At 36.3% G+C, this 19,418-nt stretch carries 15 protein-coding genes; 14 read left to right on the top strand and 1 reads right to left on the bottom strand.

Annotation, left to right across the window (positions count from 1 at the left end; all coding sequences use genetic code 11):
* Positions 1-171: 171 nt before the first annotated feature.
* From HMPREF0631_RS09175 to grdD, 8 genes are all read left to right on the top strand, one after another.
* A complete protein-coding gene (locus HMPREF0631_RS09175; RefSeq protein ID WP_002844649.1) occupies positions 172-555 on the top strand; it encodes a GrdX family protein in 384 nt (127 codons plus the stop codon).
* Positions 556-703: 148 nt separating this feature from the next.
* Positions 704-1,648 (top strand): thioredoxin-disulfide reductase, encoded by a 945-nt coding sequence (trxB, locus tag HMPREF0631_RS09170; protein ID WP_002844639.1) that lies wholly within the window; start codon positions 704-706, stop codon positions 1,646-1,648.
* A 189-nt stretch (positions 1,649-1,837) separates the two neighbouring features.
* The gene (gene trxA, locus HMPREF0631_RS09165) at positions 1,838-2,155 is read left to right on the top strand and encodes a thioredoxin TrxA (protein WP_002844646.1); all 318 of its coding nucleotides are present in this window, start codon (positions 1,838-1,840) and stop codon (positions 2,153-2,155) included.
* A gap of 225 nt (positions 2,156-2,380) precedes the next feature.
* Positions 2,381-3,667 carry a glycine/sarcosine/betaine reductase component B subunit gene (locus tag HMPREF0631_RS09160; RefSeq protein WP_002844641.1) on the top strand — a complete coding sequence of 429 codons (1,287 nt, stop codon included), beginning with the start codon at positions 2,381-2,383 and terminating at the stop codon, positions 3,665-3,667.
* Positions 3,668-3,987: 320 nt separating this feature from the next.
* Entirely contained in the window at positions 3,988-4,464 is a 477-nt protein-coding gene (gene grdA, locus HMPREF0631_RS09150) for a glycine/sarcosine/betaine reductase complex selenoprotein A (protein WP_080547815.1), read from the top strand.
* A gap of 19 nt (positions 4,465-4,483) precedes the next feature.
* Positions 4,484-5,794, top strand: coding sequence for a glycine reductase complex selenoprotein B (grdB, locus tag HMPREF0631_RS09145; protein WP_080547814.1), 1,311 nt, complete (start codon positions 4,484-4,486; stop codon positions 5,792-5,794).
* Between the two features lie 276 nt (positions 5,795-6,070).
* Positions 6,071-7,603 (top strand): glycine/sarcosine/betaine reductase complex component C subunit beta, encoded by a 1,533-nt coding sequence (gene grdC, locus HMPREF0631_RS09135; RefSeq protein ID WP_002844642.1) that lies wholly within the window; start codon positions 6,071-6,073, stop codon positions 7,601-7,603.
* An 11-nt stretch (positions 7,604-7,614) separates the two neighbouring features.
* Positions 7,615-8,757 (top strand): glycine/sarcosine/betaine reductase complex component C subunit alpha, encoded by a 1,143-nt coding sequence (gene grdD / locus HMPREF0631_RS09130; protein WP_002844647.1) that lies wholly within the window; start codon positions 7,615-7,617, stop codon positions 8,755-8,757.
* Between the two features lie 182 nt (positions 8,758-8,939).
* Here grdD and HMPREF0631_RS09125 read toward each other — a convergent pair whose 3' ends face one another.
* Positions 8,940-10,163 carry a hypothetical protein gene (locus HMPREF0631_RS09125; RefSeq protein WP_002844640.1) on the bottom strand — a complete coding sequence of 408 codons (1,224 nt, stop codon included), beginning with the start codon at positions 10,161-10,163 and terminating at the stop codon, positions 8,940-8,942.
* A 211-nt stretch (positions 10,164-10,374) separates the two neighbouring features.
* Between HMPREF0631_RS09125 and HMPREF0631_RS09120 the strand changes: the two genes are divergently transcribed.
* From HMPREF0631_RS09120 to efp, 6 genes are all read left to right on the top strand, one after another.
* Positions 10,375-11,073 (top strand): MBL fold metallo-hydrolase, encoded by a 699-nt coding sequence (locus tag HMPREF0631_RS09120; protein ID WP_002844658.1) that lies wholly within the window; start codon positions 10,375-10,377, stop codon positions 11,071-11,073.
* Positions 11,074-11,133: 60 nt separating this feature from the next.
* On the top strand, positions 11,134-15,456 hold the full coding sequence (locus HMPREF0631_RS09115; RefSeq protein ID WP_002844653.1) for a PolC-type DNA polymerase III: 4,323 nt from the start codon (positions 11,134-11,136) through the stop codon (positions 15,454-15,456).
* A 106-nt stretch (positions 15,457-15,562) separates the two neighbouring features.
* Positions 15,563-16,438 carry a DMT family transporter gene (locus tag HMPREF0631_RS09110; protein WP_002844654.1) on the top strand — a complete coding sequence of 292 codons (876 nt, stop codon included), beginning with the start codon at positions 15,563-15,565 and terminating at the stop codon, positions 16,436-16,438.
* Between the two features lie 979 nt (positions 16,439-17,417).
* On the top strand, positions 17,418-18,113 hold the full coding sequence (locus tag HMPREF0631_RS10270) for a PIG-L family deacetylase (protein WP_002844643.1): 696 nt from the start codon (positions 17,418-17,420) through the stop codon (positions 18,111-18,113).
* A gap of 94 nt (positions 18,114-18,207) precedes the next feature.
* Positions 18,208-18,522: a hypothetical protein gene (locus HMPREF0631_RS10265; RefSeq protein ID WP_002844638.1), complete on the top strand. Its 315-nt coding sequence runs from the start codon at positions 18,208-18,210 to the stop codon at positions 18,520-18,522.
* A 300-nt stretch (positions 18,523-18,822) separates the two neighbouring features.
* Positions 18,823-19,386, top strand: a complete 564-nt coding sequence (gene efp / locus HMPREF0631_RS09095; protein ID WP_002844644.1) for an elongation factor P — start codon at positions 18,823-18,825, stop codon at positions 19,384-19,386.
* Positions 19,387-19,418: the final 32 nt, after the last annotated feature.

Here is a 19,418-nt window from a genome sequence, read left to right as displayed (position 1 = left end):
ATAATAAGTAATTAGAAGATTATGAATAAAAAGAAATAACAGACAATTATATTCATAAAGGTTAAATAAATAACCAAATTAATTGTGGTATCATATTCGACCTTAATTTAGCAATAGAGTTTACAACTGAAATAATATTAGTTTATTGAACAAAAGATCAGGGGGAGACGTATGTTACTACTGACAAATAACGAAAAATTTAAACAGATTGAAAATGAACTCAATTCCAATAAGTTGAATCTTGAATATCAAGATATAACATATATTGAGATACTTGAGAAGGCAAGAGACCTAATCCACAAGGGTTATAAGCTTTTGACTCACCCCCTATATGGTAGTGTCAAACCAAACGAAACGCTCTATAGGAGTGTGGTTCTAGAAGAAGCAGAAGAATTTGATATCCAGTCTTTGCTACTGATTGAAGAGGCTATAGTCACTGCTGAAAAGTTCAAGAAAAATAAGATGACTCCTAATTGGACTGAGAGTGTAAAAGACGACTTTAGGGTTATTGACTTTGACTTGATTAAAAAGACGATCGACAGGATATTCCAATAGGATTTTCTAGTGGTAATTATTGCTTGATATATGCCAGACTGGTAATTCCTGATATATTTCAGACTAGTAATTCTTGATGTATATCAAACTGGCAATTTATGTTTATTAAGTGTAAGTATACAATATATAAAAATACGGAGGTAAAAGCATGGAAAATGTATATGATTTATTGATCATTGGTGGTGGTCCTGCAGGATTATCAGCTGGATTATATGGAGCAAGAGGTAAATTAAAAACTCTTATTCTTGAAAAGCAGAAAAATGGTGGCCAGATAGTAATAACCCACCAGGTAGACAACTATCCAGGATCAGTAGAGAATGCTACAGGACCTTCTCTAACTGCAAGAATGGTGGAGCAGGCAAAGGCATTTGGTTGTGAAATAGCAAGAGGAGATGTACAGAGCTTCGATTTTTCAGGAGATATAAAGATAGTTAAGACTGCTGATGTTGAATACAAGGCTAAGGCTGTTGTAATAGCAACAGGAGCTAATCCAAGAAAGATGGGTTGTCCAGGTGAAGCAGAACTTACAGGTAAGGGTGTTTCTTACTGTGCTACTTGTGATGCTGACTTCTTTGAAGACTTTGAAGTATTCGTAATCGGTGGTGGAGACAGTGCTATAGAAGAGGCTATGTACCTTACAAAGTTTGCTAGAAAGGTTACAATCGTTCATAGAAGACAGGGATTCAGATGTGCTCCAACTGCTATAGACAAGGCTAGAAGCAATCCTAAGATCGATTTCTTACTAGACACAGTTGTTGAAGAAGTAAAGGGTGACGGAATACTAGAATCTATAGTATTCAAGAACAAGATAACTGGTGAAATTACAGAGTACTTTGCTGATGAAGAAGATGGTACATTTGGATGCTTTGTATTTATAGGATATGTTCCTCAGACAGAAATGTTTAGAGACGTAATTGAATGTGACGATGCTGGATACTTTGTAGCAACTGATGATACAACTACAAATATCCCAGGTGTATTTGTAGCTGGTGACTGTAGACAAAAGCCTGTTAGACAGGTTGTAACAGCAACAAGCGATGGTGCTACAGCTGCAGTAATGGCAGAAAGATATATAGCAAGCAAGTTTGAATAGTATACAAGTTTAACTAAAATATATGAAATACACAGATAGAATAAAAAGAGTATAGATAAGATTAAAATTTGTTTAAAAACCAAGACTATATTTGTGAAGAAAAAAGGTATTCACTATGCCTTTACAAAGAATTCACACTTATATATAAGACTAGGTATTCTAGTCAAAATCATATCAGGAGGTATTAAGATGATAGAATTAACTAAAGACAATTTCGATTCTGAAGTATTAGAAGGTGAAGGTTATGTGTTCGTTGATTTCTGGTCTCAGGGATGTGAACCATGTAAGGCTTTAATGCCAGATGTACATAAGTTAGCTGAACAGTATGGAGATAAGATTAAGTTCTGTTCAATGGATATAACAAAGGCAAGAAGACTTGCTATCAAGCAGAAGGTTCTTGGACTACCAACAATGACTATCTATAAGGGTGGAGAAAAGGTAGATGAAATAACTAAGGATGATGCAGAAATAGCTAAGATAGAAGCTATGATCAAGAAGTTTTATTAATATAATCGTTTAGGCAAATACGATTTAAAGTTCAGTTTAACCAGTCCTGCTAGGGGCTGGCTAGGCTGAATAAGTTGAAATTTATCAATTATATAATGTTGAATATATAGTATAGAATGCATGAAATACAATATACAATATTTAGTATTTAAAATGTGATATACCAAAGTATTCAAGTGTATAATTGGTTAATTTAATAAATATAATTTTAATAGGAGGTAACCTATGCGTCTTGAAATAGGCAAAATCTTCATAAAAGACATCCAGTTTGGAGATGTTACGAAGATAGAAAATGGTGTTTTATTTGTAAACAAGGAAGAAATGATAAACACAATTTGGGATGATGAGCATATCGCTTCAGTTGACCTAGATATCGCAAGACCAGGCGAAAGTGTTAGAATCACGCCTGTAAAGGATGTTATCGAACCAAGAGTAAAGGTAGAAGGTAACGGCGGAATATTCCCAGGAGTATTATCAAAAGTTGATACTGTTGGTGAAGGTAGGACTCATGTATTAAAGGGTATGGCTGTTGTAACAACTGGTAAGGTAGTTGGTTTCCAGGAAGGTATAATAGACATGACTGGTCTTGGAGCTGAATATACTCCATTCTCAAAGACTGTAAACCTAGTTTTAATAGCTGAACCAGCTGAAGGTGTAAAGCAGCATGACCATGAAAAATCACTTAGATTCTTAGGATTTAAGGCAGCTAGATATCTTGGTGAGCTTGCAAGAGATATGCAAGCAGAAGAAGTTCAGACATTTGAAACAAAGCCTCTATTAGAGCAGATAGCTCAGTATCCAGAACTACCAAAGGTAGGATATGTATACATGCTACAGACTCAGGGATTACTACATGATACATATGTATATGGTGTAGATGCTAAGCAGATAGTTCCAACATTATTATATCCAACAGAAGTAATGGACGGAGCTATAGTATCAGGAAACTGTGTATCTGCTTGTGACAAGAACCCAACATATGTACACTTAAACAATGGTGTAATCGAAGAATTATATGCACAGCACGGAAAATCAATCAACTTCTTAGGTGTTATTATAACAAACGAAAATGTATACCTAGCTGATAAGGAAAGATCTTCTAACTGGACATCTAAGCTTTGTAAGTACCTAGGACTAGATGCTGTAATAGTATCTCAGGAAGGATTTGGTAACCCAGATACAGACCTTATAATGAACTGCAAGAAGATAGAAACTGTAGGTGTTAAGACTGTTATAGTAACAGATGAGTACGCTGGTAGAGATGGTGCATCTCAGTCACTAGCAGATGCAGATGCTAAGGCAGACGCAGTTGTAACAGGTGGTAACGCTAACCAGTATGTAGTTCTTCCAAAGCTTGATAGAGTTATAGGACATGTTGAATTTGTAAACATAATAGCTGGTGGTAACGAACATTCTCTAAGAGAAGATGGATCAATAGAAATAGAAATCCAGGCAATCACTGGTGCTACAAATGAAACAGGATTCGGATTCCTAACAGCAAAGACATTCTAAGTAAGACTTAATTTTTAGATATTAGTAAAAGTATATTAGTTGTGAAAAAATAGAGATATTAGTAGTAAGTACAAAGATAAAATTATTTTTGTAAAAAGACAAAATTAGTAAGATATTAGTAGAGAAGAAATATACAAAGATATTAGTTAAAAACAAATACAAAAGATATTAGCAGTAAAGACAAATAAAAAGACAAAAATAAGAAGACAAAGACAAAGACAAATACAAATACAAAAGATATTAGTACAAGAGACAAATACAAAAAGACAAAAAATAAGAAGACAAAGACAAAACAAAAATAAAAGAAGGAGATAATCGTTATGACAACTTTAAATAATAAAAAAGTTATAATAATCGGTGACAGAGACGGTATACCTGGTCCTGCTATCGAAGAATGTGTTAAAACTGTTGACGGCGCTGAAGTAGTATTTTCATCTACAGAATGCTTCGTCTGAACAGCTGCTGGGGCTATGGACCTTGAAAACCAGAACAGAGTAAAGGATGCTGCCGACAAGTTCGGAGCTGAAAATGTTGTGGTTTTACTAGGTGCCGCAGAAGCCGAAGCTGCAGGTCTTGCAGCTGAAACAGTAACAGCAGGTGACCCTACATTCGCTGGACCTCTTGCAGGAGTAGAATTAGGACTAAGCGTATTCCATGTTGTTGAAGAAGAAATGAAAGAACAGTTTGATGAAGCTGTTTACGAAGAACAGGTAGGTATGATGGAAATGGTACTTGACTGTGATGAAATATCTGAAGAAATGGCTGAAATAAGAGACGAATTCTGTAAATACTTATAAGAATCCAGGAGGTATAATAATGTCAAAGATTAGAGTAGTTCATTATGTGAACCAGTTCTTTGCCGGTATAGGTGGAGAAGAAAAAGCAGACGTTGAACCAAAAGTACTAGAAGAACTTCCTCCAGTGAGTGTGCAGTTAAATGCAAAGCTAGGAGAAGAGTTTGAAGTAGTTGGTACAGTAGTTTGTGGTGATGGTTACTTCAATGAAAACATAGATGAAGCAAGCGAAGAAGTATTGGCTATGGTAAAAGGATTTGACCCACAGTTATTTATAGCTGGCCCTGCATTCAACGCTGGTAGATACGGTGTTGCTTGTGGTACAATCACTAGCGTAGTTAAGAATGCTTTAGAAATACCATGCCTAACAGGTATGTACATAGAAAACCCAGGTGCTGATATGTATAAGAAGGAATTATACATAGTTGAAACAGCTAACTCTGCTGCAGGTATGAGAAAGGCTCTTCCAAAGATGGCTAAGCTTGCTGCTAAACTAGCTAAGGGTGAAGAAATTGGTTCTCCAGCTGAAGAAGGCTATATCGAAAAGGGTGTAAGAGTTAACTTCTTTGCAGAGGAAAGAGGATCAAAGAGAGCAGTTGATATGCTTATCAAGAAGATAAACGGCGAAGAATTTGTAACAGAATATCCAATGCCAAACTTCGATAGAGTTGATCCAAACCCAGCAGTTAAGGACCTATCTAAGTGTAAGATAGCTCTTTGTACATCAGGTGGTATAGTTCCAAAGACTAACCCTGATAGAATAGAATCTTCAAATGCTACAAAGTATGGTGAATATTCTATAGCAGGAGTTGAAGATCTTACAGAAGATAAATGGGAAACAGCACACGGTGGATATGACCCATCATATGCTAATGCTGACTCTGACAGAGTTCTTCCTGTTGACGTATTAAGAGATTTAGAAAAAGAAGGCGTTATAGGATCATTACATGACAAGTTCTATACAACTGTTGGTAATGGTACTGCTGTTGCTTCTGCAAAGGCATTTGCAGCTGAGTATGCACAGAAGATGATAGCTGATGGTGTGGATGCAGTTATCATGACTTCTACGTGAGGCACTTGTACTCGTTGCGGTGCAACGATGGTAAAAGAAATAGAGAGAGCTGGTCTACCTGTAGTTCACATGTGTACAGTTGTTCCTATTTCCCTAACAGTTGGTGCGAACAGAATAGTTCCAACTATAGCTATACCTCACCCTCTTGGAAACCCAGCACTAGATGCTGCTGAAGAAAAGGTACTAAGAAGAAAGTTAGTTGAAAGGGCTCTAAAGGCATTGACTGTTGAAGTTGATGGACAGACTGTTTTTGAAGACTAATTGGACTATAGTTATTCAAGCTAACTAGACTATAGTTTTATAAAGATATCACTATAGTAACTAAAATATTGGTACACCTTTTTGGTGTACCAATATTGGTATATATTGTATATTGGAAAAATATATATTTGGTGTTGTATAAATTCCATATATCTATCAACATCTAGTCCTATATGGCTAGATTATATAAAAAGGCGATTGTATATTGTAGTGGCAAATACAGTGTATCAGTTTGCTAGTAAGTAATATAAATTTATTATTTAATGGAGGTAAATTATGTCATACCCAGTATTTAGAGGTGCAGGATACGTTTTAGTACACACTCCTGACATGATAATCAAAAACGGTACAACTTGTACAGTTGAACAGGAAATAAATCCTGATTCAGAATTCTTAAAAGAAGTTGGAAGTAAGATAAGAAGCTACGAAGAAGTAGTTAACTATCTTCCAAACCAGGTTTATATTGGAAATGAAAGACCAGAAGCCCTAGCAGACTTAAAGCTTCCTTGGTGTGAAGTAGAGCACAAGGGTGAGAGAAGAGGTAAATTTGGTCAGATAGTACCTCAGGATGAATTCATAGCATTAATGCAGATATCAGATGCATTTGAGCTAGTTAAGTTATCAGAAGAATTTGTGTCTAATGTAAGACCAACTATAGAAGAAAACTACCCAGAACTAGAGCCATTCTTTGGTCTATTAAAGGGATCAGATATATCAGATGCAGAAGAATTATGTGCATCACACACTGCACAGGGTCTATACCACGAAGACAAGTTAGTTGGTTATGTTAAGAGAGCCCATGATGTAGATGTAAACTTAAATGCTCACACTATGTTTGAAAACCTAGTTGTTAAGGCATCAGGTGTTGTATCAGCTCTTGAATTACTTAGGAGTTCAGGCATAAGCAAGGACGAGATAGACTATGTAATCGAGTGTTCAGAAGAGGCTTGTGGTGATATGAACCAGAGAGGTGGAGGAAACTTTGCCAAGTCTATAGCTGAAATGGCTGGTATGACTCATGCTAGTGGATCTGACACAAGAGGTTTCTGTGCTGGACCAACTCATGCCCTAATCAATGCAGCAGCTCTAGTTAAGTCTGGTATCCACAAGAACGTTATGGTTGTTGCTGGTGGAGCATCTGCAAAACTAGGAATGAATGCAAAAGACCATGTTAAGAAGGGTCTTCCAATTCTAGAAGACGTTGTAGGTGGATTTGCAATACTAATATCAGAAAATGATGGAGTACACCCAATCATAAGAACTGATTCTGTTGGTAAGCATACAGTTGGTACTGGTTCAGCTCCTCAGGCAGTTATGACAGCCCTAATAACTCAGGGACTAGATAGACTAGGACTTAAGATACCAGATGTTGACGTATATTCAGTAGAAATGCAGAACCCAGACATCACTAAGCCAGCAGGTGCAGGTAATGTACCAGAAGCCAACTATAAGATGATAGGTGCCCTAGCTGCTACTAGAGGTGAAATAGAAAAGAAGGAATTAAAGAGCTTTATAGCTGGTCATGGTCTACCAGGATGGGCTCCAACTCAGGGGCATATACCATCAGGAGTACCATACATAGGTTTTTTAATTGATGACCTAACAGGTGGAGACAAGAATAGAGCTATGATCGTTGGTAAGGGAAGTCTATTCCTAGGAAGAATGACAAACCTATTCGATGGTGTATCATTTGTTGCTGAAAGAAACCCAGGAGTGGTAGAAGAAGCTTCTTCAATCTCTAAGGATGAAATAAGAAAGATAATTGCAGAATCTATGAGAAATATAGCCCTAAATATGATAGAAGAGTAGGGGGTAGAAATATGTCTAATAAAATAATATCTGACGTACTACTAGAAGTTGCTGATGCAATCGAAAGTGGTAATTTTGGAAAGAAAATAAGAGTAGGTCTTACAACTCTTGGTAGTGAACATGGACCTGAGAACCTAATTAATGGAGCTAGACTAGCAGACAAGGGTATGTTTGAGATAGTTCTTATAGGTAAGGGGGCTGAAGGATTTACTTCTTATGAAGTAGAAACTGAAGACGAAATGTACAAAAAAATGGAAGAACTACTTGACGCTGGTGAAATAGATGCTTGTGTTACTATGCACTACAATTTCCCAATAGGCGTATCTACAGTAGGTAGGGTAGTGACTCCTGCAAGAGCTAAGGAAATGTTTATAGCAACTACAACAGGTACATCAGCTACTGATAGGGTAGAAGCTATGGTAAGAAATGCAATATATGGTATATCTACAGCCAAGGCTTGTGGTATAGAAAGACCAAGTGTAGGTATATTAAACCTAGATGGTGCTAGACAGGTTGAAAAAGTCCTATTAAGCATCAAAGACCAGGGATATGATTTTGACTTTGCTGAGTCTATGAGAGCTGATGGTGGATCTGTAATGAGGGGTAACGACCTATTAATAGGTGTTCCAGATGTAATGGTAACTGATACTCTAACAGGTAACTTATTGATGAAGGTATTCTCATCATTCAATACAGGTGGAGACTTTGAGGCCCAGGGATTCGGTTATGGACCTGGTATAGGTGAAGACTATGATAGACGTGTCCTAATCCTATCTCGTGCAAGTGGTAGCCCAGTCGTTGCCAATGCCCTAAGGTATGCTTATGACATAGTAAAGGGTCAGGTAAATGTTATGGCTAGAGAAGAATATAAGAAAGCACTTAAGTGCGGTCTTGACAAGGAACTAGCTGATCTAAAGTCTAAGAAGGCTCCAAAGACTGAATCTGAAGAAGTCGCAGCTCCACCAAAGGAAGTTGTAACTGAAGGTATAGCTGGAGTTGATATCCTAGACCTAGAAGATGCTGTAAAGGCCCTTTGGAAGGATGGCATCTATGCTGAAAGTGGTATGGGTTGTACAGGACCGATAGTTATGGTTTCACCTGAGAAACTTGACAAGGCTATAGAGTCACTAAAGAAGAATGATTTTGTTAAGTAGTATAGATAAAACTATTCTTGGAAAAATATAAATACACATATGTAAATATATGTAAAAGAAATACAGGCCTAAGCAATAATTTATAGATGTATTTCTTGTCAAATGGAGGTAAGATGCCTGCTTATATAAGCGAGAATCTAACCTCCATTTTTTATACTTATTATATTCATTTTATATAGATCTTATATCTTTTGGTGCTTTTTCAGGCCCTTTTCCCAAATTGAGTTGAGAAGATTCATGTAGTCAGCAACATCCATATGACCCATAGTGTATAGGTTTTTGATTTCCTTATTGTCATCAGGGGATAGGATATTGTTACAGAATTCTACAAGGGCTGCGTATACGTGTCTTGCCTCATCTATAGCAAACATATCCATATGAGGGTTTGTGTATAGGGGACCTGCTCCTATTCCTATTCCTTGACCCCATTTGAAACCAACCTTATTAGAGAAGTACTCAAGGCTCTCTATGGCGTGCTTTGATTGGTTACCGTGTAGAAGGCCGCTATTTGAAACAACATATAGCCTAGTATTTTTGATATTTTTACCTATTTCACCTAGAGTGTGGTTTCTCATATATTCGTACAGGTAGTAGTCTATTCTTTGAAGGTTTTCTATTATATGTGAAGGCATGCCATCTACATAAAGACCAAAGCATAGAATTATGGAGTCATACATTGTAAACTTCATGATCTCATCACTGTTTATAGGTCTTGCACTAGACCAATAAAACTTGTCTATATTAAATTCTTGACAGGATATTTTCTCGCATATTTCTATTAACTTGTTGGAGTAAAACTCTGAAGCAGCTCTTTTGCCTTTGGGACTTGCATTTATTATGGCTATAGAATTTTTAGGTTTTTCCTCCAATTGGTGCTTTGGTATAGTTATGTCAGTAGAAGCTAAGAGGTCTTCATCAACTCTTTTGCCTGTGACAAGAGTGTAGGCATTCTTGAAGCTGGCTACAAATTCTACATCAGAATTACTTACATAGTAGTTTTTACAGACAGCATCGACAAGGGATCTTGCAGTCTCTTTTTCATCTTCACTAGCCTGGCCGTAGAATATAACATTTAACTTGAAGGTATGGTCGTACCTTTTAGTATGTCTGACATCATTGTCAACTATATGCATATAGGTTCCTAGATAGCCAACACACCTATCTAGAAAACGTTTTATCTTGTAGGAAAAGCCACCATATGACAACCTGCTTATTATGGTTATGGTGTTATATTTTATAAGGTTTTTTGCATAATTTTGCGCCTTATCCTTTGTGACACATTGGCCGGGGCTGACTATCCAACAACCAGCACAACCAGTACATGGCTTCATATTGCTGGTGTCTATAATATCTATATCATCTGGTAGCTTAAGTCCTACCGTGTTTTCTAAAACTAATAGTTCCATACAGTCACCTCTTTTAAGTTATTAATTTATCCAATAGCTTATGGATAATCAAAGCTAGACAATCATTAAAAATGGTCTATATATTAATTATACAAGATAGGCTGGTAGATTTAAAGTAATACATATATAAATAAAAGTCTTTTTGATAGATTACTTAACAGGTTTATACATTTTGGGGTATAATATAGCTATATGCCTAAGGAGGATAAATATGAAAATATATTATATACACCATAGCAGTTTCTTGTTGGAAATGGACAAGTCGTACCTGCTATTTGATTATTTTAAGGGAGATATACCAGAGATGGACCCAGATAAGCATCTTTATGTTCTATCTACACATTCCCATCCTGACCATTATAGGGATAAGGTATTTGATTTGTACAGGGATAGGAAAAACGTGAGCTTTATCCTGTCTGATGATATAGTGCCAAAGCTAGAATCAGATGCAGCCTTGGCTGATTTTCTTGGACCAAATAAGGAATATCAAATAGGAGATTTAAGGATTAAGACCTATGAGAGCACAGACCTTGGATTGGCTTTTTTGATAGAGGTTGAAGGAAAGAGAATCTACCACTCAGGAGACCTGAACTGGTGGACATGGCATGGCTATGAGACAGAGGAAGAGTATGAGATAATGACTGACAGGTTTAAAAAGGAAATGTCAAAGCTAGAAGGGGAAGATATAGACCTAGCCATGGTTGTACTCGACCCTAGACAGGGAGAAAGATATGATTGGGGAATAAAGTACTATCTTCAAAAGACTAATAACAAGTACCTAGTTCCTATGCACTGTTGGGATAAGTTTGAAGTGATAGACAGGTTTAAAAAGGATAACCCTGACTTGATCAAGGACATAGTCCTTATAAACACACCAGATGCGGGTAGGGGTATAGAATTAGACTTTTAGGAGTTTAGGCTAGAATAATTATATTCCAAGTATGCAAAATATTTATTCAAGGAGGAGAAAATGGAGAGATTAGTTGATTTTTTAAGAAATATAGGCTTTGCCAATGAGAAGTTATTAGTCGGATTAGATGAGGTTGAAATTGAAAACTGCATATACAACAAGGATACTAAAATAACCAAGTTTATCCTCCTTTCAAAAGAGGTCTTGCCGGTAAAGAGGATAGACAAGGTGAGAAGTGGACTTGAAAAACTACTCAAAAAACAATATATAAGTTCTGTTGAGTTTTCTTTTAAGTACATTGGATTAAATAAAAAAGGCAATAAGGACATGATCAAGAAGCTTTGGCCCAATATATTTGACGAGGTCAGAAAGGCTTCCCCCTTCGTCTACATATATGGCAAGGATATAGAACACATATATATAGATGACAGGCTCAAGATCAAGGCTCCTGATGAATTTATATATGAGTCATTCAAGGACAAAAACCTGGCTGACAGGATAAGATGTTTGATAAGAGAGCAGACAGGAATCGATATAAGGGTTGAGATTGAGTTAGCCAAGAAGAATGAAAACGAAAAAAATGACTATGAGTCTATACTAGAAAAAATTGATGCTAAGACGGACAAGATTATATCTAGGATGGATTTTAGTCCTAGTCAATCTCAAGATAAGGATGAAAAAGAAGAGACCTATAAGATAAATTTTGAAGAAAAAACCAATCCAGACCAGATCTACGGAAGACCTATAATAGCTAATCTATACCTTACATCAGAAATAGAAGAGGGCCTAAGGACTGTCGCTATCAAGGGAAGGGTGATCGAGGCAGAAGACCAAGAGCTAAGAAACGGTAAGACACTCTATATGATGAATGTATCTGATGGGAATGGAGCCCTGATGTGTAAAGTATTTCTAGATGATATGAACAAGGATGATGTCATCAAAGCTACCCAAAAAGGTACCTATATCAAGGTTCAAGGAGACCTTATAAACAACTACAAGACCTTTGATTTGGAGCTCAATGTAACAGCCATAGAAAAGGCTCAGGAACCTAGAGTAGAGGATACAGCAGAGGTCAAGAGGGTTGAACTCCATGCCCATACACAGATGTCATCCATGGATGGTATGGTTCCAGTTGGTGAATTGGTTTCTAGGGCGGCATCATGGGGACATAAGGCAATAGCCATTACAGACCATGGTGTAGTCCAGGCCTTTCCTGATGCCATGAATGCTGGTAAGAAAAACGGAATCAAGATAATATACGGGGTAGAGGCATACCTAGTGGATGATGATACAGACACAATCGTAAATGCCAATGACCGAGACCTTGACCAGACTTTCGTGGTATTCGATATAGAAACCACAGGTCTATCACCACATAGCGATAATCTTACGGAGATAGGTGCAGTCAAGGTACAAAATTGTGAAATAGTGGATAGCTTTTCAACCTTTGTAAACCCAAAGATGGATATATCCTATCAGATTCAGGAGTTGACTAGGATTACCAATGAGATGGTTAAGGATGCTCCTAGCCTTGAAGAAGCCCTGCCTGAATTTTTAGAGTTTGCCAAGGATTCTGTCTTGGTTGCCCACAATGCAGACTTTGACACTGGTTTTATATACCAAAAGTGTCAGCAGTTGGGTCTTGAATACAACTTTGAGAAGGTAGATACACTTACACTTGCTAGGATAATAAATACCAACTTAAAAAGATTTTCCCTAGATAAGGTGTGTAAGGAGATGGGAGTTGTCCTAGCTGGTCACCATAGGGCTGTAAATGATGCCCAGGCTACTGCGGAGGTATTTATTAAATACCTCGAGATATTCAAGAAAAAGGGAATAAATAAACTGTCAGATGTAAATAGGGTCTATGGAAAGGTAGATTATGAAAAGCTAAGGCCTAGCCATGCCACTATTTATGCACAAAATCAGACTGGCTTAAAGCACCTATACCAGTTGATTACAGATTCCCATATCGAACACCTCTATGGAAATCCGAGGATACTTAAGAGCCTACTCCTAGAAAAAAGAGAGGGTCTGATAGTTGGTTCTGCCTGCTCAAGTGGAGAACTATATAATGCTGTTGTAAGACACAAGTCTGAAAAAGAGATAGAGAAGATTTTGGAATTATATGACTTTATAGAGATAATGCCACTAGAAAACAATATGTATCTTGTTGAAAGTGGTGAGTTAAAGTCTGTAGAAGAATTAAAAGAAATAAATAAAAAACTTGTAAAGCTTGGCGAACAGTACGACAAACCTGTTGTAGCAACTGGGGATGTCCATATGTTGGATGCCAAGGACGCCATTTATAGGACCATTATCAAGTATTCTCAGGGATATGGTAGAAAGTCAAAATCAGAAAGATTGTACTTTAGAACAACTGATGAGATGTTGGAGGAGTTTTCTTATCTTGGCAAAGACAAGGCCTATGAGGTTGTAGTGACTAACTCAAATTTGATAGCAGACATATTTGAAGATATAAAGCCTATACCAGATGAAACCTATCCACCTAGGATTGAAGGATCAGACAAGGAACTAAGGTCTATGTGCTATGAAAAAGCTAGAAGGATATACGGAGAGCCACTTCCAGACATAGTTGTTAAGAGACTTGAAAGAGAGCTAAATTCCATAATTGGTAATGGTTATGCGGTCATGTATATCATAGCCAACAAACTAGTTGCCAAGTCCCTATCAGATGGTTATTTAGTTGGGTCTCGTGGATCGGTAGGATCTTCATTTGCTGCGACAATGAGTGATATAACAGAGGTTAATCCCCTACCAGCCCACTATGTGTGTCCTAATCCAGACTGCAAGCATAGTGAGTTCTTTGCAATCGGCGAGTGGGGTTCAGGTGTTGACCTTCCTCCTAAAAAGTGTCCGGATTGTGGTACTCAGATGATAAAGGATGGCCATGATATACCTTTTGAAGTATTCCTAGGATTCGAGGGTGACAAGGAGCCAGACATAGACCTAAACTTTTCGGGAACCTACCAGCCTACAATCCATAAGTATACAGAAGAACTATTTGGAGAAGGCTACACTTTTAGGGCAGGTACAATAGGTACGGTAAAGGATAAGACAGCCTATGGTTATGTCAAGAAGTATTCTGAAGAGCAGTTTTTGGATATGACTGCAGCTGAAATGGACTGGTTATCCAAGGGATGTACGGGTGTCAAGAGGACATCTGGCCAGCATCCAGGTGGTGTAATGGTAGTTCCAGACTACAAGGATATACATGATTTTACACCTGTCCAATATCCAGCCAACGACAAGGAATGTGGCGTAAAGACTACCCACTTTGACTACCACTCCATAAGTGGTAGAATCCTTAAACTAGACATACTAGGACACGACGGTCCGACCATCATCAGGATGCTTGAAGATATGACCGGTATCAAGATAACTGACATACCTCTTGATGATCCTGAGACCATGTCACTTTTTACATCTACCAAGGCCCTAGGAGTTACAGAAGAAGATATAGGGACGCCGGTTGGATCCCTTGCTATACCTGAGTTTGGAACCAAGTTTACTAGGCAGATGCTAATAGATACCAAGCCTACAACCTTTGCTGCCCTTGTTAGAATATCAGGTCTATCACATGGTACAGATGTTTGGGTAAACAATGCCCAGGACCTAGTCAGGGCCAACGTAATAGGTATAAAAGACGTTATTTCAACAAGAGACGATATTATGAACTACTTGATATTCAAGGGATTAAGACCCAAGCTTGCCTTTACAATAATGGAGAATGTTAGAAAGGGTAGGGGTCTAAAACCAGAATTTATAGAGGAAATGAAGGCCAATAATGTACCAGACTGGTATATAGGGTCTTGCCAAAAGATAAAATACATGTTCCCTAAGGCCCATGCAGTTGCCTATGTAATGACTTCATTTAGGATAGCCTACTGTAAGGTCAACTACCCAGAAGCCTTCTATGCGACTTATTTTACAACCAAGGTAGAAGATTTTGACGTTGACCTAGTCACAAGAGGACTTGATGCAGTCAGGGCTAAGATGGAAAGAATCAGAGAACTAGGAAATTCATCTACAGCAAAAGAAAACAACCAGTATACAATCTTAGAGGTTGTAGTAGAAATGCTTTGTAGGGGAATTGAGATGGAAAAAGTTGACATATACAGGTCTCATCCTACAGATTTTCAGTTAGATGGAGATAAAAAAATACTTCCGCCTATGGTAGCTTTACAGGGAATGGGAGAAAATGCAGCACTTAGTATAGCTAGGGAAAGAGAAAAGGGGGCATTTCTATCCAAGGAAGACCTGATAAAGAGGACCAAGGTATCTAAGACTGTAGTTGAAAAGCTTTCTGAACATGGAAGTTTAGATGGAATGAGTGACAAGAACCAGTTGTCATTCTTCTAGGGAGTAGAATAATAAAGATAAAAATTATGATATAGACAGAATGCTACTATAAATTGTAGACCCTATTTTGTCTATATCATCTATATTTGATTAGTTTGGAGGTAATATGACTAATAAGAAAAAGATGCACATACTTGCGATGACAACCATATTATTTTGGGCTCTTGCCTTTCCTGCTAGTAAGATAGCAATGAAACACTATAACCCGTTTTCATTAGCATTTTTAAGGGTTACGATAGCATCATGCGTACTCCTTATAATTGGTAAAGCTACTGGAATAAGACCACCTAAGAAGGAAGATTTAGTATGGTTCTTATTGTCTGGTGCTTGTGGATTTGGTATATATTTATTTTTCTTCAATTTGGGTATGCAGACTGTGACATCAGCTACAGGTAGCATTATAATAGCACTTACGCCAGTTATGACAGCCATTGGCGCCCACCACATATATAGAGAGAGGATTAATATTGTCGGTTGGATTTCAATGGCTGCAGCCTTTGGTGGGGTACTTATTATGATGCTTTGGAATGGTATATTATCATTTAACTTTGGAATGTTGTGGGTATTTTGTGCAGCAGTTTTATTCTGTATCTACAACCTTCTAAATAGGAGATTTGCATCACAGGGTTATAAGGCTATAGAGATAGTTACTTATTCCATGGTTGCATCGGCGCTTATACTTAGTCCATTCTCAGTGAGAGGATTTAGAGAGCTTTCAATAGCCCAGCCTAAAGAGATAATCACTCTACTTGTCTTGGGGGCTGTCTGTAGTGGAATAGCATATTTTTTATGGAGCTTGGCAATGTCATATGCCACCTATACTAGTGAGGTTGCTAATTACAGTTTTACGACACCCTTTGTTGCCAGCATTTTGGCGGCTCTTATGATGGGTGAAGTGCCAGATATATCTACTATAGTGGGTGGATTGGTAATTATTGTGAGTATTTTGGTTTTTAGCTTTAGAGGTAAAGAAAAAATATAAAAAATAAGGGTAATGGGGATGACCCAAAAGTAAGTTTTTACAAAAATTAAAAATGCTAAATTTCAATGTTTTACTTTGTTGAATTTAGCATTTTTTGTATTTTCTAAGAATTATGAGTCAGCTTCTTTTGACATACTTGACGGATGAGCCTATTTATAATTTAGTCCTGTTTATATTGTATGAATTTAATTTTAAATTCGTATATTATGGCAGGCCACAAAAGTAATAAAAGTATCAGAAAAATAGTGAAAATAATATTAGTTGTATTATTATTTCTCAAGCTGTACAAGCTGAATAGACTATTATTAAAATACTTTCCTGTTATAATAAAGTTTACTATAAATGCTATCACATACAAATTATATACGATAAGCATTGTATATTTCACTAGTTTTGGTGTGAATAGTATGATGATAGAACTTAATAGGAGAATAACTACCAGAAGTACTAAATATAAAAAAGAAGTTGCGCTTATATATCTTATGCAAAAATATATTGAAACAAAGAATAGTATTAGCAAGAGAAGTGATTTTCCTATATTATTTTTCTTTAAAATACTATCAATTTTTTTAATTAAATTAATCATTGTAATCTCCTTATGCAAAATAAATACTTACGTTTATTCCTTTCTGTCTGCTCTTTTCCACAAATACCCATTAGCATCAAACTTACACCATTTTCTATTTGATTCTTTTTCAAGATAGAACCACCGCTAGTATTAAGTTACTTTTTTTCATAATAAATCCCCACCCTTATAGAAATAAAAATTATTTTCAAATATATATTATCATTTAAAATTAATTTTGTCTACTAAAATATTATATATATTCATAAAAAATTTAATAAAAATACAATTCTATATATTGATTTAGAATTTTTTTCAACACATATTATAAAATGAAAAATTAAAGCTAAAAAACAGGTTTTGATGTTAAATTTAGATTGAGGATTTTTATATTTAACGAATGAGGATGTAAAGATGAAAAAAAATAATTACATTAAGAAGAAGATACTTGTGTTTTCTGCATTGATATTTTTTTGCCAGATTTTCTTGATAAAATTTGATTGTTTTGATGGTTCAATAGATAGAGATAAGCCATATGATGAAATAGAACATGCCCTCTCAGATAAATCTATTGACGATGGAATAGTTATTAACGAAAAAAAGGATGCCAGGGATATAAATGAAACGACATTTAAGGCTAACACAAAAAAGGAAAGGATAGATGCCAAAAATAAAAAGGAGCCATATTATACACTTGGTGATATAGGCAAGGCTCCGAGTAGGCTGAAGCCTGTGATTATAAAAAGACCACCCAAGGGAATGACCGTAGACAATATAAATATGAAACCTGATCCAACTGCTACTAACGACAATAATATGCCTTATAAGGACTATGTTATTTTTTATCCTCAACATCAAGATGACGAAGTCCTATGGGCAGGAAGTGCAATAAGGTATGCGATAAGATCTAGAGGGGCAGACCATATTTTTGTAGCCCTAGTGTCATCTGGAACTGGTCACAAGATATTTAAAAAGAATGAGTTTAAAAACATGACTCAGAGACAGAAGGCGGAATATAGAAATAGAGAATTTATGGAATCATGTCGTCATCTGGGAATACCAAAAAAAATATATTTTTATATACAAGGAAAGAGGCGATTGGAGAACTGACTTCAAACTTGAAAGAAAATTTGCCTTGGAGATGGAAAAGAAATACAAAAGCGTTACACATATAACTCACTCATATAAATACGATGATCATTTTATGCATAGAGCAAATGGGCAGACCCTATATGAACTTTGGAAAGAAGATAAGATAGGAGATTTGAGGTTTTATCTTAAACCATTTTTGGTAAAGTATGTAGATGCCAGTAAAAATATATTAAATGTATATAGCGTAAATAATGAGGAAGACTATACAAGGATAAAAAATGCTTGTAAGGCTTATAAGTACATAAATCCTAATATGTTAAGAGCAGGGATAGGCTACAAGACTGACTTTTTGAGTTTTGATTCATTGGTGTATGACAGTAGTCAGAAATCATATATAATTATTCAAAATAACAAGACAGAAGGATAGGCTGTGTATAATTGCTAGGTAAATTTGAAAATTAGTTACTAGTTTATAGAAATTTTCTTTAAATTGAGATTCTATGGCTAATATGTTGATTTGAACCGATATTATAAAGTAGATTCATACAATAATCTAGTTATTTATTCAAAAAAGATGGAATGGGTTTAAAGTTATATCTTTCAGATAAAAGATATAACTTTAATAGACGAATACCTTATTAATAATCCCTCAAATCCTAGACAATCCAACACTTACATGGTATAATTAATTGGATAAACATTTATAATTAATTTTGGAGGGTAAGAGATGGTAACAGCAAGTGATTTTAGAAAGGGCGTAACTTTCGAAAAGGACGGACAGCCTTGCTTAGTTGTAGATTTCCAGCACGTTAAGCCAGGAAAGGGAGCAGCCTTTGTTAGAACTAAGTACAAGAATTTGATAACAGGTGCAATAAGAGAAGAAGCCTTCAACCCTAGTGATAAATTCCCTAAAGCAAACATAGAAACAAAGCAGATGCAGTATCTATACAATGATGGAGAATTATATTACTTCATGGATGAAGAAACATATGATCAGATACCTCTTAACTATGAGCAGGTTGAAGATGCGATTAAGTTCTTAAAGGAAAATGAAGTAGCAACTATAAGATTCTATCAGGGATCACCATTCCAGGTAGAAGGTCCAAACTTTGTTGAGCTAGAAATAGTTGACACAGAGCCAGGTATCAAGGGAGATACAGCAAGTAATGTTACTAAGGCAGCAACTGTTGAAACAGGTGCAGTAATACAGGTACCATTATTTATTAACGTTGGAGATAAGGTAAAGATAGACACTAGAACAAGTGAATACTTATCAAGAGTTAACCAGTAATCGAATTAAAATACCTGTAATTTACTTACAGG

This window comes from Peptostreptococcus anaerobius 653-L, assembly GCF_000178095.1.
In the GTDB taxonomy this organism is placed as follows: Bacteria; Bacillota; Clostridia; order Peptostreptococcales; family Peptostreptococcaceae; genus Peptostreptococcus; species Peptostreptococcus anaerobius.
Note: the sequence above shows the minus strand (reverse complement) of the source record. Positions and strands in the feature narration are given on the sequence as shown.

Bases quoted from the DNA above. Each gene is read 5' to 3' on its own strand.
- HMPREF0631_RS09175 (WP_002844649.1), top strand. From the start codon at position 172: ATGTTACTACTGACAAATAACGAAAAATTTAAACAGATTGAAAATGAA.
- trxB (WP_002844639.1), top strand. From the start codon at position 704: ATGGAAAATGTATATGATTTATTGATCATTGGTGGTGGTCCTGCAGGA.
- trxA (WP_002844646.1), top strand. From the start codon at position 1,838: ATGATAGAATTAACTAAAGACAATTTCGATTCTGAAGTATTAGAAGGT.
- HMPREF0631_RS09160 (WP_002844641.1), top strand. From the start codon at position 2,381: ATGCGTCTTGAAATAGGCAAAATCTTCATAAAAGACATCCAGTTTGGA.
- grdC (WP_002844642.1), top strand. From the start codon at position 6,071: ATGTCATACCCAGTATTTAGAGGTGCAGGATACGTTTTAGTACACACT.
- grdD (WP_002844647.1), top strand. From the start codon at position 7,615: ATGTCTAATAAAATAATATCTGACGTACTACTAGAAGTTGCTGATGCA.
- HMPREF0631_RS09125 (WP_002844640.1), bottom strand. From the start codon at position 10,163: ATGGAACTATTAGTTTTAGAAAACACGGTAGGACTTAAGCTACCAGAT.
- HMPREF0631_RS09120 (WP_002844658.1), top strand. From the start codon at position 10,375: ATGAAAATATATTATATACACCATAGCAGTTTCTTGTTGGAAATGGAC.
- HMPREF0631_RS09115 (WP_002844653.1), top strand. From the start codon at position 11,134: ATGGAGAGATTAGTTGATTTTTTAAGAAATATAGGCTTTGCCAATGAG.
- HMPREF0631_RS09110 (WP_002844654.1), top strand. From the start codon at position 15,563: ATGACTAATAAGAAAAAGATGCACATACTTGCGATGACAACCATATTA.
- HMPREF0631_RS10270 (WP_002844643.1), top strand. From the start codon at position 17,418: ATGAAAAAAAATAATTACATTAAGAAGAAGATACTTGTGTTTTCTGCA.
- HMPREF0631_RS10265 (WP_002844638.1), top strand. From the start codon at position 18,208: ATGCATAGAGCAAATGGGCAGACCCTATATGAACTTTGGAAAGAAGAT.
- efp (WP_002844644.1), top strand. From the start codon at position 18,823: ATGGTAACAGCAAGTGATTTTAGAAAGGGCGTAACTTTCGAAAAGGAC.